General features: G+C 64.6%; 24 protein-coding genes. 18 read left to right on the top strand and 6 right to left on the bottom strand.

Translation table 11 applies throughout. The features are described 5' to 3' along the window. Nucleotides 1-13 precede the first annotated feature (13 nt). Genes nuoF through JQ507_17585 form a run of 13 tightly spaced genes read left to right on the top strand, consistent with a single transcriptional unit; the run spans nucleotide 14 to nucleotide 14,267 of the window. Complete coding sequence (gene nuoF / locus JQ507_17645) at nucleotides 14-1,339, top strand: NADH-quinone oxidoreductase subunit NuoF (GenBank protein ID QRI66855.1); 1,326 nt, start codon at nucleotides 14-16, stop codon at nucleotides 1,337-1,339. 9 nt (nucleotides 1,340-1,348) lie between these two features. After that, on the top strand, nucleotides 1,349-3,424 hold the full coding sequence (locus JQ507_17640; protein QRI66854.1) for an NADH-quinone oxidoreductase subunit G: 2,076 nt from the start codon (nucleotides 1,349-1,351) through the stop codon (nucleotides 3,422-3,424). A gap of 10 nt (nucleotides 3,425-3,434) precedes the next feature. Next, nucleotides 3,435-4,505, top strand: coding sequence for an NADH-quinone oxidoreductase subunit NuoH (gene nuoH / locus JQ507_17635; GenBank protein ID QRI66853.1), 1,071 nt, complete (start codon nucleotides 3,435-3,437; stop codon nucleotides 4,503-4,505). A gap of 7 nt (nucleotides 4,506-4,512) precedes the next feature. After that, a complete protein-coding gene (gene nuoI, locus JQ507_17630; GenBank protein QRI66852.1) occupies nucleotides 4,513-5,007 on the top strand; it encodes an NADH-quinone oxidoreductase subunit NuoI in 495 nt (164 codons plus the stop codon). Nucleotides 5,008-5,016: 9 nt separating this feature from the next. Next, complete coding sequence (locus JQ507_17625; GenBank protein QRI66851.1) at nucleotides 5,017-5,655, top strand: NADH-quinone oxidoreductase subunit J; 639 nt, start codon at nucleotides 5,017-5,019, stop codon at nucleotides 5,653-5,655. Next, nucleotides 5,652-5,960 (top strand): NADH-quinone oxidoreductase subunit NuoK, encoded by a 309-nt coding sequence (gene nuoK / locus JQ507_17620; protein ID QRI66850.1) that lies wholly within the window; start codon nucleotides 5,652-5,654, stop codon nucleotides 5,958-5,960. Before JQ507_17625 ends, nuoK begins: the two co-directional genes overlap by 4 nt. Before the next feature lie 8 nt (nucleotides 5,961-5,968). Further along, nucleotides 5,969-8,041 carry an NADH-quinone oxidoreductase subunit L gene (gene nuoL / locus JQ507_17615; GenBank protein ID QRI66849.1) on the top strand — a complete coding sequence of 691 codons (2,073 nt, stop codon included), beginning with the start codon at nucleotides 5,969-5,971 and terminating at the stop codon, nucleotides 8,039-8,041. Further along, complete coding sequence (locus tag JQ507_17610) at nucleotides 8,042-9,556, top strand: NADH-quinone oxidoreductase subunit M (GenBank protein QRI66848.1); 1,515 nt, start codon at nucleotides 8,042-8,044, stop codon at nucleotides 9,554-9,556. It abuts the gene before it with no gap. A gap of 10 nt (nucleotides 9,557-9,566) precedes the next feature. Further along, on the top strand, nucleotides 9,567-11,003 hold the full coding sequence (gene nuoN, locus JQ507_17605; GenBank protein ID QRI66847.1) for an NADH-quinone oxidoreductase subunit NuoN: 1,437 nt from the start codon (nucleotides 9,567-9,569) through the stop codon (nucleotides 11,001-11,003). Between the two features lie 60 nt (nucleotides 11,004-11,063). Then, nucleotides 11,064-11,870, top strand: a complete 807-nt coding sequence (locus JQ507_17600) for a biotin--[acetyl-CoA-carboxylase] ligase (protein ID QRI66846.1) — start codon at nucleotides 11,064-11,066, stop codon at nucleotides 11,868-11,870. Further along, on the top strand, nucleotides 11,870-13,540 hold the full coding sequence (locus JQ507_17595) for a ribonuclease J (protein QRI66845.1): 1,671 nt from the start codon (nucleotides 11,870-11,872) through the stop codon (nucleotides 13,538-13,540). The genes JQ507_17600 and JQ507_17595 overlap by 1 nt, the downstream gene beginning before the upstream one ends. Before the next feature lie 41 nt (nucleotides 13,541-13,581). Next, nucleotides 13,582-13,986 carry a methylmalonyl-CoA epimerase gene (gene mce / locus JQ507_17590; protein QRI66844.1) on the top strand — a complete coding sequence of 135 codons (405 nt, stop codon included), beginning with the start codon at nucleotides 13,582-13,584 and terminating at the stop codon, nucleotides 13,984-13,986. A gap of 5 nt (nucleotides 13,987-13,991) precedes the next feature. After that, nucleotides 13,992-14,267: a DUF1467 family protein gene (locus JQ507_17585; GenBank protein ID QRI66843.1), complete on the top strand. Its 276-nt coding sequence runs from the start codon at nucleotides 13,992-13,994 to the stop codon at nucleotides 14,265-14,267. A 503-nt stretch (nucleotides 14,268-14,770) separates the two neighbouring features. On the opposite strand, the gene JQ507_17580 is transcribed toward JQ507_17585, so the two are convergent. Further along, entirely contained in the window at nucleotides 14,771-15,010 is a 240-nt protein-coding gene (locus JQ507_17580) for a PilZ domain-containing protein (protein ID QRI73387.1), read from the bottom strand. A 671-nt stretch (nucleotides 15,011-15,681) separates the two neighbouring features. On the opposite strand from JQ507_17580, the gene JQ507_17575 reads away from it, so the two are divergent. Then, on the top strand, nucleotides 15,682-16,989 hold the full coding sequence (locus JQ507_17575; protein ID QRI66842.1) for an S-methyl-5-thioribose kinase: 1,308 nt from the start codon (nucleotides 15,682-15,684) through the stop codon (nucleotides 16,987-16,989). Between the two features lie 46 nt (nucleotides 16,990-17,035). Here the strand turns inward: JQ507_17575 and JQ507_17570 are convergent, their stop codons facing one another. From JQ507_17570 to JQ507_17550, 5 genes are all read right to left on the bottom strand, one after another. After that, entirely contained in the window at nucleotides 17,036-17,374 is a 339-nt protein-coding gene (locus JQ507_17570) for a hypothetical protein (GenBank protein QRI73386.1), read from the bottom strand. A 315-nt stretch (nucleotides 17,375-17,689) separates the two neighbouring features. Further along, nucleotides 17,690-18,724 (bottom strand): ABC transporter permease, encoded by a 1,035-nt coding sequence (locus JQ507_17565; protein QRI66841.1) that lies wholly within the window; start codon nucleotides 18,722-18,724, stop codon nucleotides 17,690-17,692. 12 nt (nucleotides 18,725-18,736) lie between these two features. Beyond that, nucleotides 18,737-20,239 (bottom strand): sugar ABC transporter ATP-binding protein, encoded by a 1,503-nt coding sequence (locus tag JQ507_17560; protein QRI66840.1) that lies wholly within the window; start codon nucleotides 20,237-20,239, stop codon nucleotides 18,737-18,739. A 9-nt stretch (nucleotides 20,240-20,248) separates the two neighbouring features. Then, nucleotides 20,249-21,286: a sugar ABC transporter substrate-binding protein gene (locus JQ507_17555; protein QRI66839.1), complete on the bottom strand. Its 1,038-nt coding sequence runs from the start codon at nucleotides 21,284-21,286 to the stop codon at nucleotides 20,249-20,251. Nucleotides 21,287-21,372: 86 nt separating this feature from the next. Continuing rightward, complete coding sequence (locus JQ507_17550) at nucleotides 21,373-21,798, bottom strand: globin (protein QRI66838.1); 426 nt, start codon at nucleotides 21,796-21,798, stop codon at nucleotides 21,373-21,375. A gap of 458 nt (nucleotides 21,799-22,256) precedes the next feature. On the opposite strand from JQ507_17550, the gene JQ507_17545 reads away from it, so the two are divergent. From JQ507_17545 to JQ507_17530, 4 genes are all read left to right on the top strand, one after another. Beyond that, entirely contained in the window at nucleotides 22,257-22,628 is a 372-nt protein-coding gene (locus JQ507_17545; GenBank protein QRI66837.1) for a DUF2946 domain-containing protein, read from the top strand. Nucleotides 22,629-22,713: 85 nt separating this feature from the next. Then, complete coding sequence (locus JQ507_17540; GenBank protein QRI66836.1) at nucleotides 22,714-25,197, top strand: TonB-dependent receptor; 2,484 nt, start codon at nucleotides 22,714-22,716, stop codon at nucleotides 25,195-25,197. A gap of 39 nt (nucleotides 25,198-25,236) precedes the next feature. Next, nucleotides 25,237-25,755 carry a copper chaperone PCu(A)C gene (locus tag JQ507_17535; protein ID QRI66835.1) on the top strand — a complete coding sequence of 173 codons (519 nt, stop codon included), beginning with the start codon at nucleotides 25,237-25,239 and terminating at the stop codon, nucleotides 25,753-25,755. A 7-nt stretch (nucleotides 25,756-25,762) separates the two neighbouring features. Continuing rightward, the gene (locus JQ507_17530; GenBank protein ID QRI66834.1) at nucleotides 25,763-26,293 is read left to right on the top strand and encodes a YcnI family protein; all 531 of its coding nucleotides are present in this window, start codon (nucleotides 25,763-25,765) and stop codon (nucleotides 26,291-26,293) included. The last annotated feature ends 41 nt before the right edge of the window (nucleotides 26,294-26,334 follow it).

Below are 26,334 nucleotides of genomic sequence, written 5' to 3'. Positions count from 1 at the left end.
GAAAGTTTTGAGCATGCTCGACGACAAGGACCGCATCTTCAAGAACCTCTACGGCCTCCATGATTGGGGTCTCGAGGGCGCGCGCCGCCGAGGCGCCTGGGATGGCACCAAGGGGATCATCGACAAGGGCCGCGACTGGATCATCAACGAGATGAAGGCCTCGGGCCTGCGTGGCCGCGGCGGTGCGGGCTTCCCGACCGGCATGAAGTGGTCCTTCATGCCGAAGGAATCCAAGGACGGCCGTCCGAGCTATCTCGTCGTCAATGCGGACGAGTCCGAGCCCGGCACCTGCAAGGACCGCGAGATCATGCGGCACGATCCGCATCTCCTGGTCGAGGGCTGCCTGCTCGCGAGCTTCGCGATGGGCGCGCATGCCTGCTACGTCTACATCCGCGGCGAGTTCATCCGTGAACGCGAGCGCCTGCAGGCGGCGATCGACCAGGCCTATGAGGCCAAGCTGGTCGGCAAGGACAACATCAACGGCTGGCCGTTCGACATCTACGTCGCCCACGGCGCCGGCGCTTATATCTGCGGCGAGGAGACCGCGCTGCTCGAGAGCCTCGAGGGCAAGAAGGGCCAGCCGCGGCTGAAGCCGCCGTTCCCGGCCAATGTCGGTCTCTACGGCTGCCCGACCACCGTCAACAACGTCGAGTCGATCGCGGTCGCGCCCGATATCCTGCGCCGCGGCGCCGCCTGGTTCGCCGGCATCGGCCGGCCGAACAATGTCGGCACCAAGCTGTTCTGCATTTCCGGTCACGTCGAGCGGCCCTGCAACGTCGAAGAGGCGATGGGGATTCCGTTCCGCGAGCTGATCGAGAAGCATTGCGGCGGGATCCGCGGCGGCTGGGATAATCTGAAGGCCGTGATCCCCGGCGGCTCGTCGGTGCGCATGGTGCCGGCCGAGCAGATCATCGACACGCCGATGGATTTCGACAGCTTGAGCAAGCTGCGTTCGGGCCTCGGCACCGCGGCCGTGATCGTGATGGACAAGTCGACCGACCTGATCCGGGCGATCGCGCGCATCTCCTATTTCTACAAGCACGAGAGCTGCGGCCAGTGCACGCCGTGCCGCGAAGGCACCGGCTGGATGTGGCGCGTCTTGACCCGCATGGCCGACGGCCGCGCCCACAAGCGCGAGATCGACATGTTGCTCGAGGTCACCAAGCAGGTCGAAGGCCACACGATCTGCGCGCTCGGCGACGCTGCGGCGTGGCCGATCCAGGGTTTGATTGCGCATTTCCGTCACGAGATCGAAGAGCGCATCGACCAGTATTCGCACAAGGCCGATCTCGACGATCAGGGCGTTCGTGATCCCGTCCACATGGTCGCGGCGGAGTAGAGAAGAGACATGAGCAAGATCATCGTCGATGGCAAAGAGATCGATGTGCCGCCGGAGTACACGCTGTTGCAGGCGTGCGAGGCGGCGGGCGCCGAGATTCCGCGCTTCTGCTATCACGAGCGGCTGTCGATCGCCGGCAACTGCCGGATGTGCCTGGTCGAGGTGAAAGGCGGCCCGAAGCCGGTCGCGAGCTGCGCCTGGGCCGTGCGCGACTGCCGTCCAGGCCCGAAGGGCGAGCCGCCGGAGATATCGACTCGCTCGCCGATGGTGAAGAAGGCGCGCGAAGGCGTGATGGAGTTCCTGCTGATCAACCATCCGCTGGACTGCCCGATCTGCGACCAGGGCGGCGAGTGCGATCTGCAGGACCAGGCGATGGGCTACGGCGTCGACACCAGCCGCTTCGCCGAGAACAAGCGCGCCGTCGAGGACAAGTATCTCGGCGCGCTGGTCAAGACCTCGATGAACCGCTGTATCCAGTGCACGCGCTGCGTTCGCTTCTCTGCCGAAGTCTGCGGCGCCCCGGAAATGGGTGCGACCGGGCGCGGCGAGGACATGGAGATCACCACCTATCTGGAGCATGCGCTGAGCTCGGAGCTGCAGGGTAACCTGGTCGACATCTGCCCGGTCGGTGCGCTGACCTCGAAGCCCTATGCATTCGCAGCGCGGCCCTGGGAGCTCGGCAAGACGCAGTCGGTCGACGTCATGGACGGCGTCGGCTCGGCGATCCGGGTCGATACCCGCGGCCGCGAGGTGATGCGCATCCTGCCCCGCATCAACGAGGCCGTGAACGAGGAGTGGATCTCCGACAAGACCCGCCACGTCGTCGACGGTCTGCGCACGCAGCGCCTCGATCGGCCCTATGTGCGTGAGAACGGCCAGCTCAGGCCTGCGAGCTGGCAGGAAGCCTTTGCCGCCATCGCCGCCAAGGCCGGCCGCACGGACGGCAAGCGGATCGGCGCGATCGCCGGCGATCTCGCCGCGGTCGATGAAATGTATGCACTGAAGGAGCTGCTGGCGAAGTTCGGCTCGGTCAATCTGGCCGTGCAGGGCGGCGACGCGTTCGACGCCAAGGCCGGCCGCGGCTCCTATATCTTCAACCCGACCATTGCCGGCATCGACCAGGCCGACGCGATCCTGATCATCGGCTCGCATCCGCGCAAGGAAGCCGCGGTGCTGAACGCGCGGATCCGCAAGCGCTGGCGCACCGGTGGGCTCAAGGTCGGCCTGATCGGCGCGAAGTCCGATTTCACCTACGACCACGATTATCTCGGCGCGGGCACCGACACGCTCGCCGATCTCGCGGCCGGCAAGCATTCGTTTGCCGACGTGCTCAAGAACGCACAGCATCCGATCATCCTGGTCGGCGCCGGCGCCTACACCAGGCATGACGGCGCCGCGGTGCTGGCCCAGGCCGCCAAGCTCGCCGTCGACGTCGGCGCGCTGAAGGACGGCTGGAACGGCTTCGCCGTGTTGCAGGACACCGCCTCGCGTACCGGCGCGCTCGATATCGGCTTCTCGCCTTCGGCGGGCGGGCTGACTACTGTGCAGATGACGACTTTCGGCACGCTCGACGTGTTGTTCCTGCTCGGCGCCGACGAGATCAAGGTGCCGGACGGCACCTTCGTCGTCTATATCGGCACCCATGGCGACCAGGGCGCGCACCGCGCCGACGTCATCCTGCCGGGCGCGGCCTATACCGAGAAGTCCGGCATCTACGTCAACACCGAGGGCCGGGCGCAGATCGCCAACCGCGCCGCGTTCCCGCCGGGTGAGGCCCGCGAGGACTGGGCGATCATCCGCGCGCTGTCCGACGTGCTCGGCAAGAAGCTGCCGTTCGACTCGCTGCAGGCGCTGCGCCAGGCGATGTTCAAGACCTCGCCGCATCTGATGCGGCTCGACCAGATCGAGGCCGGCAAGGCCGACGACGTCAAGGCGCTGGCCGATAAGGGCGGCAGCGTCGACAAGGCGGCGTTCAAGCCGACTGTCGAGGACTTCTATCTGACCAACCCGATTGCGCGGGCCTCTGCCGTGATGGCGGAATGCTCGCGGCTGGCGTCGGGCCGAATGCTGACGGCAGCGGAGTGAGCGTGACCTGATGGCTGAATTCTTCGCAAGCGCGTTCTGGACCGGCTTCCTCTGGCCGCTGATCATCATGGTCGCGGAGAGCCTGTTGCTGCTCGTCGTGCTGCTGATCGCGATCGCCTACATCCTGCTCGCCGACCGCAAGATCTGGGCGGCGGTGCAGATCCGCCGCGGCCCCAACGTGGTCGGCCCTTTCGGACTGCTGCAATCCTTCGCCGACCTGCTGAAATTCGTGCTGAAGGAGCCGGTGATCCCGTCCGGCTCCAACAAGGGCGTGTTCCTGCTGGCGCCGCTGGTGTCGTGCATCCTGGCGCTGGCCGCCTGGGCCGTGATCCCGTTCGATCTCGGCTGGGTGATCTCCGACATCAATGTCGGCATTCTCTACATCTTCGCGATCTCGTCGCTGTCGATCTACGGCATCATCATGGCCGGCTGGTCGTCGAACTCGAAGTATCCGTTCCTGGCCGCGCTGCGCTCGGCGGCGCAGATGGTGTCCTACGAGGTCTCGATCGGCTTCGTCATCATCACCGTGCTGCTCTGCGTCGGTTCGCTGAATCTCTCGGCGGTGGTCGAAGCGCAGAATACCCGCGGTCTTGCGCACCTGATCGGCCTGCCGCAGCTCACCATCCTGAACTGGTATGTGTGGCCGCTGTTCCCGATGTTCGTGGTGTTCTACGTCTCGGCGCTGGCGGAAACCAACCGTCCGCCGTTCGACCTGGTCGAAGCCGAATCCGAGTTGGTCGCCGGCTTCATGACCGAATACGGCTCGACGCCGTATCTGCTGTTCATGCTCGGCGAGTACGTCGCGATCACCACGATGTGCGCGCTGGCGTCGATCCTGTTCCTGGGCGGCTGGCTGCCGCCGGTCAATCTGCCGCCGTTCACCTGGATTCCGGGCATCGTCTGGTTCGCTCTCAAGGTGTTCTTCATGTTCTTCATGTTCGCGATGGCGAAGGCGATCGTGCCGCGCTACCGCTACGATCAACTGATGCGGCTCGGCTGGAAGGTCTTCCTGCCGCTGTCGCTGGCGATGGTGGTGATCGTGGCCGGCGTGCTGCAGTTCGCCGGCATCGCGCCGAAGTGAGGCCGTCATGAGTGTCAATGTCAACGCAACTGCCCGCTCGCTTTTGCTCTCGGAATTCGTCTCGGCGTTCTTCCTGGCGATGCGCTATTTCTTTCAGCCGAAGCCGACGCTGAACTATCCGTTCGAGAAGGGGCCGATCTCGCCGCGCTTCCGCGGCGAGCACGCGCTGCGCCGCTATCCGAACGGCGAAGAGCGCTGCATCGCCTGCAAGCTGTGCGAGGCGATCTGCCCGGCGCAGGCGATCACGATCGAGGCCGGCCCGCGCCGCAACGACGGCACCCGCCGCACGGTGCGTTACGACATCGACATGGTGAAGTGCATCTATTGCGGCCTGTGCCAGGAGGCCTGCCCGGTCGACGCCATCGTCGAGGGACCGAATTTCGAATTCGCGACCGAGACCCGCGAGGAACTGTACTATGACAAGGCCAAGCTGCTCGCCAATGGCGACCGCTGGGAGCGCGAGATTGCGAAGTCGATCGCGCTCGACGCGCCGTACCGGTGAGGTGAGGGCATGATCCTTCCGGCGCTGTTCTTCTATCTGTTTGCCGCGGTCTGCGTGGCCTCGGCGGTCATGGTGATTGTCTCGCGCAATCCCGTGCACTCCGTGCTGTTCCTGATCCTGGCCTTCGTCAACGCGGCCGGGCTGTTCATCCTGATGGGCGCCGAGTTCCTCGGGATGATGCTGATCGTCGTCTATGTCGGCGCGGTGGCGGTGCTGTTCCTGTTCGTGATCATGATGCTCGACGTCGATTTCGTCGAGCTGCGCGAGGGCTTCATCCAGTATCTGCCTATTGGCATCGTGATCGGCGGCATCTTCCTGTTCGAGCTGCTGCTGGTGGTCGGCGCCTGGGTGATCAACCCGCAGGTGACGAAGACGATCACCGCCGCGATTCCGACCAATGTGAGCAACACCGAGGCGCTCGGTCTCGTGCTCTACACGAAGTACATCCATTACTTCCAGCTCGCCGGCATGGTGCTGCTGGTCGCGATGATCGGCGCCATCGTGCTGACGCTGCGCCACAAGGCCAACGTCAAGCGGCAGAACATCAACGTGCAGAACGCGCGCACGCCGGAGATGGCGATGGCGATGCGCAAGGTGGCGTCGGGGCAGGGCCTGCAGGATGCCGATGCGGCGGAGTGGGTGAAATGACGATCGGGCTGGGGCACTATCTCGCGGTCGCCGCGATCCTGTTCACGCTCGGGATCCTCGGCATCTTCCTCAACCGCAAGAACATCATCGTGATCCTGATGTCGATCGAGCTGATCCTGCTCTCAGTCAACATCAACCTGGTGGCGTTCTCGACCTTCCTCGGCGACATCGTCGGCCAGGTGTTCGCGCTGCTGGTGCTGACCGTGGCGGCGGCCGAGGCCGCGATCGGCCTCGCCGTGCTGGTGGTGTATTTCCGCAACCGCGGTTCGATCGCGGTTGAAGACGTCAATCTGATGAAGGGCTAGTCCGGCAAATGATCCAGGCAATCGTCTTCCTGCCTCTGCTGGGCGCGATCCTCGCAGGCATCATCGCCCTGACCGGCGCGCATGCGCGCTGCCCGAGCGGCGACACCATCGACCATCACGACGATGCGCATGGCGACGCCCATGCTGCCGATGCTCATGCCTCGGCGGCCCATGACGATCACGGCCATGACGACCACCACGTCTCCGAGCCGCCGGCGGCGGGCTCCCGGCTGGCCGAACTGATCACCACCGGCCTGTTGTTCGTCTCGGCCGCGCTGTCCTGGTTCACGCTGGTCGATGTCGGCTTCATGCACCATGACGCACGCGTCGTGCTGCTGCCCTGGATCACTTCGGGTGACCTGCAGGTGGCCTGGACGCTGCGGGTCGACACGCTGACCGCCGTGATGCTGGTCGTGGTCAACACGGTGTCGGCACTCGTCCACCTCTATTCCATCGGCTACATGGACGAGGATCCGAACCGGCCGCGCTTCTTCGGCTATCTCTCGCTGTTCACCTTCGCGATGCTGATGCTGGTGACCTCGGACAACCTCGTGCAGCTGTTCTTCGGCTGGGAGGGCGTCGGTCTCGCGAGCTACCTGCTGATCGGTTTCTGGTATCAGAAGCCGTCGGCGAATGCGGCGGCGATCAAGGCCTTCGTGGTCAACCGCGTCGGCGACTTCGGCTTCGCGCTCGGCATCTTCGCGATCTTCGCGCTGGTCGGCTCGACCGATTTCGAGACCATCTTCCACGCAGCTCCCGGCCTCACCGGCAAGACCATCAACTTCTTTGGCCATCAGGTCGATGCGCTGACCCTGACTTGCCTGTTCCTGTTCATGGGCGCGATGGGTAAGTCAGCCCAGTTCCTGCTGCACACCTGGTTGCCGGACGCCATGGAAGGCCCGACTCCGGTGTCGGCGCTGATCCACGCCGCGACCATGGTCACCGCCGGCGTCTTCATGGTGGCGCGGCTGTCGCCGCTGTTCGAACTGTCGCCGACCGCGCAGGCGGTGGTGATGTTCTTCGGCGCGACCACGGCGTTCTTCGCCGCCACGATCGGCCTCGTGCAGAACGACATCAAGCGCATCGTCGCGTATTCGACCTGTTCGCAGCTCGGCTACATGTTCGTGGCGATGGGAGCAGGGGCCTATTCGGTTGGCATGTTCCATTTGTTCACGCACGCCTTCTTCAAGGCGCTGCTGTTCTTAGGGTCAGGCTCGGTGATCTACGCGATGCACCACGAGCAGGACATCCGCAACATGGGCGGCCTGTGGCGCAAGATCCCGTACACTTTCGCGGTGATGTGCATAGGTACCCTGGCGCTGACCGGCTTTCCGCTGTTCGCTGGCTACTTCTCCAAGGACGCGATCATCGAAGCGGCGTATGCCGCGCACAACCCGTTCGCGACCTACGCCTATCTGCTGACGATCGTGGCTGCCGGCCTGACCTCGTTCTACTCCTGGCGCCTGATCTTCAAGACCTTCTTCGGCGAGCCTCACGACCAGAAGCATTACGAGGCCGCGCATGAGAGCCCGCTCTGGATGCTGGTGCCGATCGGCGTGCTCGCCGCCGGCTCGATCCTGGCCGGCCTGCCGTTCAAGGAAGTGTTCGCCAGTCCGCACGGCGTCGAGGAGTTTTTCCGCGAATCCCTGAAGATGAACCCGCACATCCTCGAGGACATGGAGCATATGCCGAGCTGGCTCGCGCCGCTGCCCACCGTCATGATGGCGCTCGGCCTGTTCGTCTCGTATCTGTTCTACATCCGCAGGCCGTATCTGCCGGTCGAACTCGCGAACCAGCAGCCGATGCTGTACCAGTTCCTGCTCAACAAATGGTACTTCGACGAGCTGTACGACTGGATCTTCGTGCGTCCGGCGAAGTGGCTCGGCTACACGCTGTGGAAGAAGGGCGACGGCTACATCATCGACGGCTTCGGTCCCGATGGTGTCTCGGCCCGCGTGCTCGATGTCACCCGCAATGTCGTGAAGTTGCAGACCGGCTACCTCTATCACTACGCGTTCGCGATGCTGATCGGGGCGGCCGGATTGATCACCTGGTTCATGTTCGGCTTGGGAGGCCAGTAAATGACAACCTGGCCTATCCTTTCCGTTACGACCTTCCTGCCGGCGGTCGGTGCGATCCTGGTCTATTTGCTGGCGCGGGGCGGCGACGAGACCGCCAACCGCACGGCGCGCTGGATCGCGCTGTGGACCACGCTGATCACCTTCGCGGTGTCGCTGATCCTGGTGGCGCGGTTCGACCCGGCCTCGACCGACTTCCAGTTCGTCGAGAAGGCGTCCTGGCTTGCGACCGGCATCACCTACCACATGGGGGTCGACGGCATCTCGCTGCCGCTGATCATCCTGACCACCGCGATCATGCCGCTCTGCATCATCGCGAGCTGGAAGTCGGTGACGCAGCGCGTCGGCGAATACATGATGGCGTTCCTGATCCTGGAAACGCTGATGGTCGGCACCTTCTCGGCGCTCGATCTCGTGCTGTTCTATCTGTTCTTCGAGGGCGGCCTGATTCCGATGTTCCTGATCATCGGCGTCTGGGGCGGCCCGCGCCGGGTCTACGCGTCGTTCAAGTTCTTCCTCTATACGTTCCTCGGCTCGGTCCTGATGCTGCTCGCCATCATGGCGCTGTACTGGAACGCCGGCACCACCGACATCCCGACCCTGATGCACACCGCGGTGCCGCGATCGTTGCAGACCTGGGCGTGGCTCGCCTTCTTCGCCTCGTTCGCGGTGAAGATGCCGATGTGGCCGGTGCACACCTGGCTGCCTGACGCGCACGTGGAGGCGCCGACGGCGGGCTCGGTGATCCTGGCCGCGATCCTCCTGAAGATGGGTGGCTACGGCTTCCTGCGCTTCTCGCTGCCGATGTTCCCGCTGGCCAGCCACGACTTCGCGCCGTTCGTGTTCACGCTGTCCGTCATCGCCATCATCTACACCTCGCTGGTTGCGATGATGCAGGAGGACATGAAGAAGCTGATCGCGTACTCCTCGGTCGCGCATATGGGCTTCGTCACCATGGGCATCTTCGCCGTGACCACCCAGGGCGTCGCCGGCGGAATGTTCCAGATGGTCTCGCACGGCATCGTCTCCGGCGCGCTGTTCCTCTGCGTCGGCGTGGTCTATGACCGCATGCACACCCGTGAGATCGCGGCCTATGGCGGCCTCGTCAACCGGATGCCGCTGTACGCGATGACCTTCATGGTCTTCACCATGGCCAATGTCGGTCTGCCCGGCACCAGCGGCTTCGTCGGCGAGTTCATGACGCTGCTCGGCACCTTCAAGATCTCGCTGCCGACGGCGTTCTTCGCCACCACGGGCGTGATCCTTTCGGCCTGCTACGCGCTCTGGCTCTACCGCAAGGTGGTGTTCGGCGCGCTGGTCAAGCCGTCCTTGATGTCGATTAAAGATCTCACCTTCCGCGAATGCGTGACACTGTTCCCGCTGATCGCGCTGACCATCCTATTCGGCGTCTATCCGAAGCCGGTGCTCGATATGTCGGCCGCCTCGGTCCAGCAGCTCGTCAACAATTACCAAACCGCCGTGACTGCCGTAAAGGCAGCCGCGCTGACCGTCCAGTAAGGCCCTCGTCATGAGCTTTTCCAGTGCAGGTTATCAGTTGCAGCCGGTGCTGCCGGAGCTGGTGCTCGCGGTCGGCGCCATGGTGCTGTTGATGATCGGAGCCTATCGCGGGCAGGGGACGACGCGCCTCGTCACCACGCTCGCGGTGCTGCTGCTGGTCGTGACCGGCGCATTGGAGCTCTGGCTGCCTGCCGGCAAGCTCGTGACCTTCGGCGGCAGCTTCATCGTCGACGACTTCGCCCGCTTCCTGAAGGTCCTCGCTTTGATCGCATCGGCGGCGACGCTAATCCTGTCGACCGAGTACCTGTCCCAGCCGTCGAGCCGTACCTTCGAGTTCTCGATCCTGGTGCTGCTCTCGACGCTCGGCATGATGGTACTGATCTCGGCCGGCGACCTGATCGCGCTCTACCTCGGCCTCGAGCTGATGAGCCTTGCGCTCTATGTCGTTGCCGCCAGCCAGCGCGACAATGCCAAGTCGAGCGAGGCCGGCCTGAAGTATTTCGTGCTCGGCGCGCTGTCGTCGGGCATGCTGCTGTACGGTGCTTCGCTGATCTACGGTTTCACCGGCACGGTCTCGTTCGCCGGCATCGCGGCCGCCGCCACCACCGGCAGCATCGGCATCGTGTTCGGCCTGGTGTTCCTGCTCGCCGGGCTCTGCTTCAAGGTCTCGGCGGTGCCGTTCCACATGTGGACGCCCGACGTCTATGAGGGAGCGCCGACGCCGGTGACGGCATTCTTCGCGTCCGCTCCGAAGGTCGCCGCGCTCGCGGTGTTCACCCGTGCGACGCTGACCGCATTCCCGGGCATCGTCAGCCAGTGGCAGCAGATCCTGGTGTTCGTGGCGATCGCCTCGATGGCGCTGGGCTCGTTCGCCGCGATCGGCCAGACCAACATCAAGCGCCTGATGGCCTATTCGTCGATCGGCCATATGGGCTTTGCGCTGGTCGGGCTTGCCTCCGGCACCGTCGAGGGCGCGCAGGGCGTGCTCATCTACATCGCGATCTATGTCGCGATGACGCTCGGCTCCTTCTCGATCATCCTGGCGATGAAGCGCAACGGCCAGCCGCTGGAGCAGATCAGCGATTTCGCCGGGCTTTCGCGCACCAACCCGCTGATCGCGTTTATCTTCGCGATGCTGCTGTTCTCGCTGGCCGGCGTCCCGCCGCTCGCCGGCTTCTTCGGCAAGTGGTATGTGTTCGTCGCTGCGATCAAGGCCAACCTGTTCACGCTGGCGGTGATCGGCGTGCTGACCAGCGTGGTGGGTGCGTTCTACTATCTGTCGATCGTCAAGGTGATGTATTTCGACCAGCCGCTCGGCAAGCTCGACCCGGTTCGCGTCGAGCTGCGCACCGTGCTGGCGGTCGCCGGCATCTTCAACATCTTCTTCTTCGCCTATCCGGGCCCGCTCGTCAGCGTGGCGACGGCGGCGGCGAAATCGCTATTTTAACGCGCATGGTTCCGGAACAGGATGCTGGCTTTCGGAACGGATCATGCGCATAAGTCCGACATGACGTTCACGCTCGGACCTCGGGCCATCGCGGCGGGCCATAAGCTTGCCACCTTCGACCAGATCGGCTCCACCAATGCCGAAGCGATGCTGCGCGCCCGCGACGGCGAGCAAGGGCCGATGTGGTTCGTGACGCCGGAGCAGACCGCGGGCCGCGGCCGCCGCCAGCGGGTCTGGGTCGCGCCGCCCGGCAATCTCGCCAGCAGCATCCTCGAGGTGACCGACGTTCAGCCGGCGGTTGCCGCCACCCTCGGCTTTGCCGCCGGCCTGTCGCTCGACGCCGCGCTCCGGAAGGTCGGTATCGAGGCGGCGCTTCGGCTCGGGCCTGATAGCCCCAAATTCACCCTGAAATGGCCGAACGACGTGCTGGCCAACGGCAACAAGCTGTCGGGCATCCTGCTCGAGGCCGAAGCCATCGGCAGCCGGCTGGCGGTCGTGGTCGGCATCGGCACCAACGTCGTCGCGGCGCCCGAGGGCACGCCGACGCCGGCGGTGTCGCTCGCGGCGCTCGGCATCCAGATCGGCGCGGAGGAGCTGTTCGCCGCGCTGTCGGACGCCTGGGTCGAGTTTCGCGGCATCTGGGACGACGGCCGCGGCTTTCCCGAGATCCGCAGGCTGTGGCTGGAGCGTGCCGCCGGGCTCGGCGAGAAGGTCGCGGTCCAGACCGGCTCGGCGACCCTCGAAGGCATCTTTGATACGATCGACGATACCGGCTGCCTGATCGTCCGCACCGCTGATGGACAGCGCATGCCCGTGACGGCCGGCGAGGTCTATTTCGGCACCGCAGCCTCGGTGAGGGCGAACTGATGGCGCGACCCGACGAACTCACCTTTGCACCGCTCGGCGGCGTCGGCGAGATCGGCATGAATTTGTCGATCTACGGCCTCGGCAACCGCCAGCAGCGCTCCTTCCTCGCGGTCGATCTCGGCGTCTCCTTCGGCGACGAGGAGCATCTGCCGGGCATCGATCTGATCATGCCGGACGTCCGCTTCCTGGAGAAGGAGCGCAACAACCTGATGGGCCTCGTGCTGACGCACGCCCATGAGGATCATTTCGGCGCGATCATCGACCTCTGGCCGAAGCTTGGCTGCAAGATCTACGCGACGCAGTTCTCTGCGGCGCTGTTCGAGGCCAAATGCGCCGCCGAGCGCAATCCGCCGAAGATCCCGATCACCGTGATCCCGTCGGGCGGCCGGGTCGATATCGGCCCGTTCAACGTCGAATTCATTCCGGTCGCGCATTCGATTCCGGAATCGCACGCGCTGGCGATCAAGACCGACGTCGGCACCGTGCTGCACACCGGCGACTGGAAGATCGATCCGACCCCGGTGATCGGCCAGCCGACCGACGAGCGGCGGCTGCGGGAGCTCGGCGACGAAGGCGTGCTGGCGCTGGTCGGCGATTCCACCAATGCCGTGCGCGACGGGCGCTCGCCCTCGGAGACCGAGGTCGCCGCTACCATCAAGAAGCTGGTCAAGGCCGCCAAGGGCCGGGTCGCGGTCACGACCTTCGCCTCCAATGTCGCCCGGGTGAGGGCGGTAGTCGACGCCGCGAACGCGGCCGACCGCGAGGTGGTCGTAGTCGGCCGCGCCATGGAGCGTGTGGTGCAGGTCGCGCGCGAATGCGGCTATCTCGACGGCTCGCACAAGTTCCGCAGCACCGACTATTACGGCCATTTCCCGGCCGACAAGGTGCTGGCGCTGTGCACCGGCAGCCAGGGCGAGCCCCGCGCCGCGCTGGCCCGGATCGCCAACAACGATCATCCGCAGGTGACCCTGAACAAGGGCGACACCGTGATCTTCTCCTCCCGCACCATTCCCGGTAACGAGAAGGCGGTCGGCAGCATCATCAACGGGCTGGTGACGCAGGGTGTCGAGATCATCACCGATCGCGAGCACCTGGTGCACGTCTCCGGCCATCCGCGCCGCGACGAGCTGCGCGACATGATCTCCTGGGTACGGCCGCAGCTCCTGATTCCGGTGCATGGTGAGGCGCTGCATCTCGCCGAGCACGCCAAGCTGGCGCGCGCCGCCGGCGTCCCCAAGGTGCTGACCTGCCGCAACGGCGACCTCGTCAAGCTGGGGCCGGGCGAGCCCGGCATCGTCGGCGAAGTGCCGGCCGGCCGGCTCTATAAGGATGGAACCATCCTGGAGGATTCCAAGTCGCGCGCCGTGGTCGAGCGGCGGCGGATGGGCTTTGCCGGCTGCGCCTTCGTCGCGATCGCGATGACCCAGCAGGGCGAAATGGCCGACGATCCCGAGGTTGATCTCGTCGGCATGCCGGAGAACAATGCCGCCGGCGAGCTGCTCGACGACATCGTGTTCGACGTGGTGGTCGCGACGATCGAGGGCCTGCCGAAGCCGCGGCGGCGTGATCCCGATGCGCTGGGGGAATCGGTGCGCCGCGCGGTCCGTTCCGCGCTGAGCGAGCAGTGGGGCAAGAAGCCGATCTGCATCGTGCACGTTTTGACGGTTTGACAAGCGGCTTCGAACCGCGCGCTTCGACAAGGGAGAAAGAGATGCTGGGACGGCTCAATCACGTCGCGATCGCGGTGAAGGACGCCAAGCAGGCCGCGAAGATCTACGGCACGGCTTTCAACGCCGAGATTTCCGATGCCGTGCCGCTGCCGGAACATGGCGTCATCACCGTGTTCGTGACGCTTCCGAACACCAAGATCGAGTTCATCGAGCCGCTCGGCGAGGCCTCGCCGATCGCCAAGTTCGTGGAGCGCAACGCCGACGGCGGCATCCACCATGTCTGCTACGATGTGCCCGACATCATCGCGGCGCGCGACCGCATGATCGCCGAGGGCGCACGGGTGCTCGGCGACGGCCAACCCAAGATCGGCGCGCACGGCAAGCCGGTGCTGTTCTTCCACCCGAAGGACTTTTCCGGCGCTCTGGTCGAGATCGAACAGGCCTAAGGGCGATGGCGTATCAGATCACCACCGGGCTTGCGGTCTACTTCGTCCTTTGGTGGCTCGTGCTGTTCCTGACGCTGCCGTTCGGCATACGCAGCCAGCACGAGGATGGGGGCGGCGCGCCCGGCACCGATCCCGGCGCGCCGGTTCTGGCGCGGATGGGCCGCAAGCTGTTGTGGACCACGCTGATCTCCGCGGTGATCTTCGCGATCGCGATGTGGGCCTATTATGCCGGTTATCTTTCGGTCGAGCGGCTGTCGAAGCTGATGGGGATGCCGTTCTAGGTTTGGTCCGGCCGGAACCACTCCGGTGAAGGGCCGGAGATCGCCTCGCTTCGACGGCGCCGGTCGCGGTCGTGTTCGACATCACGCGGATTTCGGCCCTGCCGGGGCCAACCGAGCCGGCCGTGCTCGCGAAGCGCTCCAGTTCGGGCCAGCGCTTGAGCACCCCAGCGATGCTGGAAACGCGCTTCGTCCCCGCTATCGCCTGTACGGCCGCGATCTCGGCGCTAGGCGGGGGATCGGACAACCTGAAGCGTACCGTCGGCTCGCCCAGACCGGCGGCAAGGAAGCCGGCGTGCACGCGCTCGATCATGTCGACAAGCGGGTCCTTGCGACTGGCGGCAAAGACCGAGAACACGGCGACGAACATCGATGAACCCTGCAAGCCGACTAGTAGCGTACGTGAGCAAAGTGACCTGCGGGAACACTGTCCCGGGGTATCGCTTCGCTCGCGCTTGCTACGAGCGAGGGCGCGGCTCGAAGGAATTGCGTGACGGGCCAGAGGATTACGTGAACCTGACCCCGATGCGGCGCTCCCGGCGCCAGGCGACCCGGCATGGACGGTTGGTGTGATCGCTGGGGATCACCAGGTTGAAGGTCTCTGGGATGCCGACCGGACTGGTGACTTCGAGCGCGGCTCCTGTCTCCGAGATGTTGCGGATCACACAGTCGATGGCACCACCATTGAATTCAATTGAGCCGGGCTTGAGCACGCGATGCCGGAGCGCCCCGCGGTTGTTTTGCATGACCTGAACCACGTCCGGCGTGGCCGCCACGGCTTGTCCGGCCGTCTGCTTCCGCAGTCCTTCCGCGTGGCGCGTCGCGACCGCGATCTGCTCGTCGGTCAGGGTCGGCCTGAGCCGGCCCCACGCCAGCTTGAAGCGGACCTGACCGTCCTTGAAATCGATCGCAGGACCTCTGTCGCCGCTGGCTGGTGGCCGGCCATAGACGTTGCAGCCCCACCACCATTGCCGGCTGTCCTGCTGCCGCATGATCCTGCCCACCGGGAGGCCGCGCCAGATCACCTCATAGTCGTCGTCCTGCTGGACACCATCGACCATGGTGTGACGCAGCGAAATGGTCTCGGTGTCGTCGGTCATTGTGCGACTTGCTTGCGGTCGATGCCTGTGCTGCGGATCGACAAGTTTCGACGTCCGCAGGTTACATCCAGCGTGACGGGACGCAAATCCCGTCACGCACGGACATTCCGCCGCGGGATACGACTGGATACATTGACATGAAGTTTCAGAAATGAGGGGGACCGGTTGGATTGAAATGGAACATCGCAGGCTATGCGCTGGCCGCCGGCCGCGTTTGCTGCAACTATGATCCTTCCGGGTGGAAGGCCGACACCGGCGCGATCCCGGAACGGGAGCGAGGATCAACCTTGCCCCGAGGCAATCGAAGGAGGGGCCACATGAACCTGCAGGCGCAACCCGGCAGCTCCGGGGCCGGTCAGTATCGAATCTTGCGCGAGGCCGATCTGCGGGACTATCTCGCTGGGCTGCCGGCCATTGTCGCGAAACTCGGCGGCGCGCCGGCCGGCTGGTCGGTCAGCGAGGTCGGTGACGGCAATCTCAACCTCGTCTTCATCGTCAAGGGCGGCAGCGGCGGCATCGCCGTCAAGCAAGCGCTGCCCTATGTCCGACTGGTTGGCGAGAGCTGGCCGCTGCCGCTGTCGCGGGCGCACTACGAACATCTGGCACTGGTGCATCAGGCACGGTTGGCGCCGGGCCTCGTGCCGGCGGTGCTGCATCACGACGCGCCGCTTGCGCTCACCGCGATGGAGCTGCTCGAGCCGCACATCATCATGCGTAAGGGGCTGATCGGAGCCACGCGCTATCCGCGCTTTGTCGAGGATATCTCGACCTTCCTGGCACAGACGCTGTTCTTCTCGTCCGATCTCGCATTGTCGGCGGCGGAGAAGAAAGAGGGGATCGCTGCATTTGCCGGCAACCATGCGCTCTGCAAGATTACCGAGGACCTGATCTTCACAGACCCCTATCGCATCGCCGAGCAGAACCGCTGGACCTCGCCCTATCTCGACGCGACCGCGGCCGCCTTCCGCGAGGACCTCGACCTCCATGTCGCGATCTCCCGGCTCAAGCTGAAGTTCATGGTGAGCCCGGAGGCGCTGCTGCACGGCGACCTGCATACCGGCTCGATCATGGTCACCGAAAGCGAGACGAAGGTGATCGATCCCGAGTTCGCATTCTATGGCCCGATGGGCTTCGATATCGGTGCCGTCATCGGAAACCTGCTGATGGCCTATCTGGCCTCCGCCGGCCACGAGCGCTCGGTGGGCGAGCGCGCATCGTTCGAGGCGTGGTTGCTGGAAACCATCGAGGGTGTCTGGACCGGGTTTTCGCGAAAGTTCCTCGAGCTGTGGCGCAACGAGGCGAGGGGCGACGGTTATCCGGCGTCGCTATTCGACAGCGAGGCAGGCGCTGCGCGGCTGGAGGCGGAACGGCAGGCCTACATGGCGCGGCTGTTCCAGGACACGGTCGGTTTTGCCGCGGCCAAGACCATACGCCGTATCCTCGGCCTCGCGCACAACATCGATTTCGAATGGATCGCGGACGAGAAGCAGCGCGCGATCTGCGAGGCGCGCAGCCTCAAGCTCGCGCGCAACATGATGTTGGAGGCGCCGTCCTACACGACGATCGGCGCGGTCACCTATGCCGCCCGCGAACTGCGCCACTGGCAGCCCGATTTTGCCAGATGAACGGGACGTACCGATCGTCGTGTAAGATAAGCCGCAACGGCATCGACTAGCTTTCGGCCGGACGCACGAAGCAGAGAATGCCGGCCTCAGGCGTGAAACAGACCACGGCGCGGTTCGTTGGGTTGTCGGTTCTGTCGATGATCCTGTTCGGCGGGACCCGCAGCCAGAATGGAGACGACAGCTTCCAGCGACGATCGATCAATACCTCGTAGCCATCCCGGTCCTGCCGGAACTCGACCGTTCGGCAATCCGCAATCGAGCAGCACGACGCGCCGGTGCCCGGTTGCTTCAGGCTTTCAAACCATGGGGCAAGCGCGGGATTAGGGTTGTCGGGCGGCGCTGCACCCGCGGCCTGGCTCAGGGCAAGTCCAACTGCAACGGCGATTGTCCTGCCGAACCTCCCGCTGATCTCGCGATGTGCCGCTGATGCTGACAAAGGCGTAACCCTCCGCTGCGCGCCAGAGACTAGCGCCAGTTCGGCCCGGCCTGTTCGGAAATTTTCGACGAACGAGCACGCCACATATTCGGCCGTCGTCCCGGCGAAGGCCGGGACCCATAACCACAGGCAGTCATTATTGAGCGACGCCGGAGCGACGAGTCCCCTTCACAACATCCGCCGCGGAGTATGGGTCCCGGCCTTCGCCGGGACGACGCCGTGACTAGGGCCGCGTGCGAACAATTCGTCAAGAAATCAACATACCTAATCCGCCGCTTGCTCCCGCAGCCGCTGCGCGTAGACGTTGATGATCAGCGCAGCGAGCAGGATCAGGCCGCGGATCAGGATTTTCAGGAAGCTGTCGATGTTGACGTGGTCGAGGCCGTTGTTGAGCACGCCGAGCACGAACAGGCCGACGATGGTGTTGCCGATGCCGCCGCGGCCGCCGAACAGGCTGGTGCCGCCGACCACCACGGCCGCAATCGAGTCCAGCAGATAGGTGTCGAATTCGTTCTGCTGCGCGCTGCCGAAATGCGCGACGCCGAGCATGCCGCCGATTCCCGAGCAGACCGCCGAGATCACCATCACGGCGCCGAGGATGAGCTTGACGTTGAGGCCGGCAAATTCGGCGGCCTCGCGGTTGCCGCCTACCATGTAGACGTAGCGGCCGAACCGCGTGTAGGTCAGCACCAGATGGCCGCCGAGCAGCATCACCGCAGCGACGATCACGATCCAGGGGATGCCGCCGATCGAGCCCGAGCCGAGCGTCGTGATCAGGTCCGGCACCTTGTAGGCGATCTGGCCGCGCACCAGAAGCGCCGAGACGCCGGCCGCGATCTGCATCATGGCGAGCGTCATGATGAAGGAGGGGATGCCGATCACGGTCAGCCCGAGCGCGTTGACAAGGCCGAGCAGCGCGCACAGCGCCAGCGCCAGCAGGATCGCGACGATGCCCGGCATCGGAACGTTGGCGATGTTGACGTAGGATTCCTGCAGCGTGAAGTACGCCACCGCGATGCCGGTGACGTTGGCGATGCTGGCGATCGACAGGTCGATCTCGGCGCACAGGATCACGAAGGTGAGGCCGACCGCGATGATGCCGGTGACCGACACCTGCGTCAGGATATTGCCGACATTGTCGATGGTCGCAAACGACGGGCTCGCGATCGCGAAGAAGGCGCTGAGGAAGATCAAGGTCAGGAACGGCGCGATGTTGCGCATCTGCGAGCGCAGGAACGGCGCCAGTCCGCGCGGCCGCTGGTGATCCGCTCGTGCCGTCGCGCCCTCAGTGCTCGTCATCATTCCACTCCATCATGCTGCCTCGAGCAGCCGATCCTTACTGACGGCTTCGCCGGCGAATTCGCGCACCACCGCGCCGCGCTTCAGCACCAGAATGCGGTCCGCGAGCGACAGCACCGTCTCCGGCTCGCTCGACAGCACGATGATCGCCAGTCCCTTGGCACGGAGATCGCGCACGATGTTGATCACGTCGTTCTTGGCGCCGACATCCATGCCGCGGGTCGGCTCGCACAGCACCAGCAGGCGCGGCGGGTAGGTGAGCCACTTCGCCAGCGCCACCTTTTGCTGGTTGCCGCCGGAGAGCATGCCGAGATCGAGGCCGACCACCGGCGGCCTGATCTGCAATTGCTCGACCTGGCGCTGGGCGATGGCGCGCTCGCGCACTGGCTTGAGCAGCAGCGCCGAGATCCGCTCGAGGATGCTGATCGAGATGTTCTTGTAGACCGGCTCCTGGTGGAACAGCATGGCGCGCCGGCTCTCCGGCACCAATGCCACGCCGGCCCGCCGGGCGGCCGCGGTGCTGCGGAAGGTTTTCGCGGCGCCGTCGACCGCAAGCGTACCGCCGTCCGGCTTGAGCTTGCCGAACAGGATGCGCGACAGCTCCAATTGTCCGCAGCCCATGAAGCCGTAGATGCCGAGCACCTCGCCGGCGCGGGCCTCGAACGAGACGTCCTGCAGGGTGCGGCCGAGCGAAAGCTGGTCCACCCTGAGGACGGCCGCTCCGGCGCTCGCTTGCGGGAGCATGAGGTCATCGGTGTAGCTGTGCTCCAGCGCCTCGCCGCCGCGGCCGATCATGGCCTCGATCAGCGCGCCCTTGGTGGTGTCGGCGGATGCGGTCTCGGCGATCTTGCGCCCGTTGCGGAACACGGTCACGACGTCCGAGACCCGCAGGATGTCCTCGATGAAATGCGAGATGAAGACGATGCTGGTGCCTTCGTCGCGGAGCTTGTGCAGCGTCGCGAACAGACGCTCGACCTCGGGCGGGGAAAGGGCGGAGGTCGGCTCGTCGAGGATGATGATGCGGGCGCCGGAGAACAGCACGCGGGCGATCTCGATCAATTGCTGCAGGCCGATCGGCAGGTCGCCGAGCCGCGTCATCGGATCGACATCGATGCCAAACCGGGACAGCTGCTCGCCGGCCTCGCGCGCCATCCGCCGCCACTGCACTAGGCCGAGGCGGTTGGTCGGCTGGTTGCCGAGGAAGACGTTCTCGGCGACGGTGAGATCAGGTGCGACGCTGAGCTCCTGGTGCACCATGCCGATGCCGGCGGCATGCGCGTCGCGGGTGGAGCGGAAACGGGTCTCCTTGCCGTCCAGCATGAAGCGGCCGGAGAATTCCGGATGCACGCCGGCGATGATCTTCATCAGCGTGCTTTTTCCGGCGCCGTTCTCGCCGACGAGACCGTGGATCTCGCCGGCGTGCAGCGCGAAGTCGACCCCACGAAGGGCTTCGACGCCGCCGAAGGCCTTCGTGATCTGGTTCAACTCGAGGATCGCCGAGCGTCCCTGCGACATGCGGCCCGCTCAGATCAGGAAGTGATCCTCCATCCATTGCATGCCGGCGGCATTGGCCTTGGTCACGACGGGACCGTCGGTCACGACGTTCTTCGGAATGCCCTGGCCGCTCTTCTCGCCGCCGACCACGGCAGCAACGCCGGCCACGATCGCGCCGCCATGGATGCGGCAGGACGGGTTGCGGACGGTGGCGAACATCCGGCCTTCGCTGACCGCCTGGATCGCCGGCGGCATGGCATCGACGCCGCCGATCAGGATGTTGGTGCGGTTGCGCGCCTTCATGATGTTGTAGGCCGCGAGCGCCATGTCGTCGTTATGGAAGAATGCCGCGTCGATCTGCGGATACTTCGTCAGATAGGTTTCCCAGAGCCGGGCGGTCTTGGAGACGTCCCAGTCGGCGGGCTGGGTATCCAGCACCTCGATGTTCGGGAACTGCTTCACGACCGAGTTGAAGCCCTTGGCACGGCCCTGCGCGCCGGTGTGGCCGAGCGCGCCCTGGGTCATGATGACCTTGCCCTTGCCGCCGATCGCGTTGCACAGCGCCTGCGTCACCGAGGCGCCCATGAACTCGTTGTCGGGGGCGAGGAACGAATGGACGTTGATCTGATCGAGCGGCGCAATCAGCGTGTCCATGTCGATCACCGGGGTGCCGGCATCGATCATCTTCTGCACCGGCTGGGTCAGCGTGCCGATGCCGAACGCCTGGATCGCGACGAAGTCCCATTTCTGCGAGGCCATGTTGTCGATGGCGGCGCGTTGCTTGACGGCGTCGAGCTGGCCGTCGAACCAGGTGACCTCGACATTGAACAGCTTGCCCCAGAACTCGGCGGCCTGCTTGCCCTGTGCGCACCACGTCGCCTGCAGGCCGGCATTGGAGAATGCAGCCTTCAGCGGCTTTTCCGAGCGTCCTGTTTCAGCTGCGAGCGCGGACGTCGTCACGCCCATTCCGCCGAACAGGCCGGCCGCAGCTCCACCTGCCGCCGCCATTTGCAGAAGGTCGCGCCGCGTCGTCGACGCCTTGTCCATCCCCTTGTCGGTGCCTGGCATTGATTGCTCCCTCATGTTTTTTGACCGTCAGCGTCAGTTGCACGCGCCGCGGATAAAGGGAGTGTGTCACAATCGGAACGGTGACGCTACGCCCTCGCGTCGACGGGATGTTGCTGCTGCTGCACGATCGCCGCGATGTCGCGGAGCAACTTGTGCCACGCAGCATCGATGTCCCCCGACCATTGCTCGCCAAGAATGTCGCGAAGGCAGTCCGCGATCACCGCGAAGAACGCGACGAACAGTTCGCGCGGCGTGCCGTAAGCGTCATGTGAGAACACCTCGGATTCGATCAGGCGAAAACGCCCGCTGCGTTCGCCCGCGAAATCGAGGATGGCTTCGATCGTCAGCTGCAGCATCGAGCCTTTCACCGGCTCGCTGCCTTCGGTGCGAAACATCGCCTGTGCTTCGGGATGGTCGCGAAACAAGCGCCGATAGACCAACGGCGTCAGATCATCGCAAGCCGCTGCTGCGAGTTCAAAGCTGCGTTCGATTGGATTGGATGATGAGGTCATAGCGGTTTGCGATCATCACACAAAAAAAGAGCAGGGCGCCAAGCCCTGCTCCAAAAATTGTGTCGACCCTATTTGCCCCAAAAATTCGATTTGATCTTGATTGATGGGGTGACGCTGCTTGTGCGCGTCGGGCTCCTCCCGAGACTTGGACCACCAGGACACACCTCGCGGCTGACCTGCGCGGGAATTGGTAGACCATCTTTCCAGCCTTGTCATCATTTTCGGCAACGATTGTTCAAATTTCGAGCAATTTGCGAAATGATTGGGATGGTGCCACTGCCGGTTGTGACATTGGTGTGAAAACACGTGGTAGGGTAAGGAGATACGACCGCTTGTGAGGCAGCCGCGACACCAACGTCACGTTCGGCAAATTCCGCGAGCTGGAAGAAGCCGGGCGTGTCCACGATCTCGACTTTCGACGCCCGTGGTGGTTAGTTCCGTCTCGGATGGGTTTTGCGATGCGCCGGCCGCTTAAGAAATTTTTGCCCATAGTTCTGGTTGCCCTGCTGGTGCAGATTTTTGCGCCGATCGGGGCCTGCTGGGCGGCGAGCCTTGCAGCCTCCGATCCGCTCGCGGCCGCCACCATCTGCCACGGCAATGCCGGCTCCGGCGTCGGGCAGTCTGACCAGACCGGTCATGATGCCCACGACGGCTGTTGCTTCGCATGCAGTGTCCTGCAGACCGGTGCCCCCGTTGATAACCCCGAGGTCGCTGCCCGGCCGGTCGAGCGCGCGCCGAGCCGGATCGCCTGGCTTGATTTCGCCTCAGACCTTGATCGTTCGCCCGCCGGCTTCTCGGCACAAGCCCGCGCTCCGCCGCTGTTTTCCTGACGACGTTCTCGCTGCCGGTCGCGCGTCCCGCACCGGCGAGTGCCCTTGAGCAAGCCGGCCAGAGAGCCGGTGTCAGGATTCATCCATGTTTCGGTTTCGCGCCCTCGGTGGCGTCAGCGTCGCGGCCATTCAGGCCACGTTGTTGGCGTCTGCTGATATGGCTCATGCACAAAATGGCGAACCGGGGGTCTTGCCACCCGTCAGCGTCGAGGCGCCGCGCCCAGCGAAGCCGGCTGCGCGCAAGCCCGTAAACCGCTCCGCCGTCGCCCTTCGGCATCGGACCGCGCCAGCGGCTGCGGCCGCGCCGAACCGACCGGTCGTGGTCAGCGCCGCCGGGGCGGGCGCCCATGCCTCGCTCGGGACGCCGCCAGCCGTGGCCCGGTTCCAGCTGCCGCAGAAGTCCTTCAGCATCACCTCCGGGCAGGTCGACGAGACCGTCAACCTCAAGGACCCCGAGGACGCGGTCAAATACATGCCGAGCCTGTTCGTGCGGAAACGCAACGACGGCGACAACATGGCGGTGCTGGCGACCAGGAGCTGGGGCGTCAATTCGAGCGCGCGCTCGCTGATCTATTACGACGACCTGCTGGTGTCGGCGCTGATCGGCAACAACAACACCAGCGCCTCGCCGAAGTGGAACCTGATCTCGCCGGAGGCGATCGGCCGGATCGACTATCTGAACGGCCCGTTCGCGGCGGCCTATCCCGGCAACTCGATCGGGGGCGTGTTGCTGATCTCGTCGAAAATGCCCGACAGGCCGTTTGCGGTGGCCAAGGAGACGGTCTCGGTGATGCCGTGGAGCCAGTACGGCACCAAGGACACCTATGTCACCAGCCAAACCAGCGCGGCCGCGGGCAATCGCGATGGCAAGCTGTCGTGGCTGGTGAGCGCCAACTATCTCGACAGCTTTCAGCAGCCGCTGACCTACACGACGAGCGCGACGATCCCGGCGGGGACTGCCGGCGCGTTTCCGGCGCGCAACAAGCAGGGCGTGCCGGCCAATGTCATCGGCACCGGCGTCCTGGCGCATTCGCAGCAGACATCGGCCAACCTGCGCCTCGCCTACGATGTGTCTCCGCTGGTGCAGGCGACCTATTCACTCGGCATCTGGAACAACCATCAGGTTTCCGATCCCCAGACCTATCTGCGATCCCTCGCGACGGGCGCGCCGACCTTCGCCAACAATTCGGGCTTCGCCACCGGCAAGTACGTCTGGGACCAGACCCATCTGAGCAACGCGGTCGCGCTGAAGAGCGACACCAAGGGCGTCTACGACTTCGACCTGTCGGCCTCGAGCTACAACTACCTGCAGGACACCCAGCTCAATCCGTTCACCGTCGCGGCAACCGGCGTCGGCTTCTCGCCGAACGGCAAGATCACGAGGATGGACGGCACCAACTGGCAGAATGCTGATGCCAAGGGGATCTGGCGGCCGTTCGGCTATGACGGGCCGCACGAGATCAGCTTCGGCGTTCACGGCGATCGCTACCGGCTGGAAAATCCGGTCTACGCCTCGTCGATCTGGAACGCGACATCGTCGACCGGCACCGGCGCGCTCTACTCGACGGGCGTCGGCGAAACCCGGACCGGTGCGCTGTGGTTGCAGGATGCCTGGAAGATCAACCCGAGCCTGAAGCTGACGCTGGGCGGGCGGCTGGAGAGCTGGCAGGCGCTCGACGGCTTCAACCTCAACACCACGACGAATGCCGCGGGCGGGATCACGTCGACCGCGGCGGTCAACCAGCCCGGGCTGAACTCGACCAACTTCTCTCCAAAGGCGTCGCTGTCGTTCGACCCGAACAAGGATTGGAACATCACGGCGAATTTCGGCGAGGCCTATCGCTATCCGACGGTGACCGAGCTTTATCAAAACGTCACGATCGGCGGCGTCGCGACCTTCGCCAATCCGTTCCTCAAGCCGGAGCAGGACTTCACCGGCGAGTTGAACATCGAGCGCAAGTGGACCGACGGGCGGGTCCGCCTGACGCTGTTCTCCGAGCGAACCAACAACGCGATCATCTCGCAGACCAATCTGGTGACCAATCCGGTCTCAGGGGCGCAGACGCCGACCACCGTCGTCAGCAATGTCGACGCAATCCGGATGCAGGGCGTCGAACTGTCGGCCGAAAAGGACAATTTGTTCGTGACCGGCCTGCAACTGTTCGGCAGCGTCACCTATGTCGATTCCAAGATCCTCGCAGACGCAAGCTGGGCGGGCGTCAATCCGCTGACCAACTTGCCGACCACCGTGGTCGGCAAGCGCGTTCCCTATGTGCCGGATTGGCGCGCCAAGATCGGCATGACCTACCGGCCGAACGAGAGCTGGGCCTACACCGTCGCAGCGCGCTACAGCGGCAAGCAATATTCGACACTCGACAACACCGACATCGTCTCCCACGTCTATGGCGCGTTCGACAATTTCTTCGTCGTCGACATGAAGATCCATTACAACGCGACCGCGAACTTCGCGTTCGATTTCGGCATCGATAACATCTTCAACGAGCAGTACTTCCTGTTCCATCCCTTCCCCGGCAGGACGTTCGTCCTGGCCGGCAAATACACCTTCTGAGCTGGCGGGCTGTCGGCAACAACACAAAGGAGATTCGACGTGAGAAAAACACTGGCTGGGCTTGCTGCAATCTTCGCGCTTGCCCTGATCGCGCCTGCCGCGGCCGAGGACGTCAAGGCCGGCGATCTCGTGATCACGCAGGCCTGGACGCGCGCCACGCCGAACGGCGCCAAGATCGGCGGCGGCTATCTGACGATCGAGAACAAGGGGACGACGCCTGATCGTCTGGTTTCGGGCACAGCCGATGTCGCCGGCAAGGTCGAGGTCCACGAGATGTCGATGGACAATGGCGTGATGAAGATGCGTGCGCTCGACAAGGGTCTGGCGATCGAGCCGGGCAAGACGGTGAAACTCGCACCCGGCGGCTATCACCTGATGATGTTCGACCTGAAGAACCCGCTGAAGCAGGGCGACAAGGTGCCGGTCACGCTCGAATTCGAGAAGGCCGGCAAGGTCTCGGTCTCGCTTGACGTGCAGCCCGTCGGTGCGCAGGCGCCAGGCGGCGATCACTCCGGCCATGGCGACCATTCCGGTCACATGGACATGAAGAAGATGTGAGGGCGCCATGCGGTCACACACAATCCTCATTGCGATGGTGGCGCTGCTCGCAGCGGCGCCGGCCGTTGCGCACGTCACGCTGGAAGGAAAGCAGGCGCCCGTCGGCTCTTACTACAAGGCGGTGTTCGCCGTACCACACGGTTGCGCGGGATCGGCGACGACCAAGATCCGGGTACAGATTCCGGAAGGCGTGATCGGGGTGAAGCCGATGCCGAAGCCCGGCTGGACCCTCGATACGGTCACCGGCAAATACGCCGCCGAATACGACTATCACGGCGCAAAACTCTCCGAGGGCGTCAAGGAAGTGGCCTGGAGCGGTGGTAAGCTTGCCGACAAGAATTACGACGAGTTCGTGATGCAGACGTTTCTCACCGATACGCTGAAGCCGAACACGGTGCTCTATTTCCCCGTCGTGCAGGAATGCGAGCAGGGCGTCAGCCGCTGGATCGACATCCCGGCCGAGGGGCAGGGTGGCGGCGGGCACGAGCATGGCAGCAAGACACCGGCGCCCGGCGTCAAGCTGCTGCCGAAGCCGTAAACCGTGCGGCTGCTCGCAGGTCATGTTGTCGGAAGTCTCGC

Source organism: Bradyrhizobium sp. PSBB068, assembly GCA_016839165.1.
GTDB lineage: Bacteria > Pseudomonadota > Alphaproteobacteria > Rhizobiales > Xanthobacteraceae > Bradyrhizobium.
Note: the sequence above shows the minus strand (reverse complement) of the source record. Positions and strands in the feature narration are given on the sequence as shown.